We start from the raw sequence: 578 nt of genomic DNA, 5'->3' as shown, positions 1-578 counted from the left end.
GGCGCGGTCTACACCACCGGCGACGTGGTGCGCTCGGCGATCCAGATCATCGGCATGGCGCCCAGCGCCAGCATGATCTCCAGCTTCTTCCTGATGATGCTGTGCGAGCCGTTCCATGAGTTGAAGGGCGGGGTGATCTTCTCCGACTGCGGCCTGGTGATCGATCCGAACACCGAACAACTGGCCCAGATCGCCATGTCGGCGGCCAACAGTGCCAAGACCCTGCTGAATGAAGATCCGCGAGTGGCGATGTTGTCGTTCTCCACCAGCGGCAGTGCCCAGCACGCGGCGGTGGACAAGGTGGTCAACGCCACCGCGCTGGTGAAAGAGCAGCAGCCGGAGCTATGCATCGACGGCGACGTGCAGCTCGATGCCGCCATCGTGGCCGAGATCGCCGAACGCAAAGTAGGTCAGTCGGAAACCAAGGGCAAGGCCAACGTACTGGTGTTCCCGAATCTGGAAGCGGGCAATATCGGCTACAAGCTGGCGGAGCGGATCGGCAAGGCCGATGCGATCGGTCCGATCCTGCAGGGCCTGGCCAAGCCGGCCAACGACCTGTCGCGCGGTTGCAGTGCCAA

1 protein-coding gene is annotated in these 578 nt (G+C 63.3%); it reads left to right on the top strand.

Annotation, left to right across the window (positions count from 1 at the left end; genetic code table 11):
- A partial coding sequence (locus DV711_RS19260; protein WP_279386531.1) for a phosphate acyltransferase occupies positions 1 to 578 on the top strand: 578 nt, incomplete at both ends.

This window comes from Motiliproteus coralliicola (genome assembly GCF_003345655.1).
Lineage (GTDB): Bacteria > Pseudomonadota > Gammaproteobacteria > Pseudomonadales > Balneatricaceae > Motiliproteus > Motiliproteus coralliicola.
Note: the sequence above shows the minus strand (reverse complement) of the source record. Positions and strands in the feature narration are given on the sequence as shown.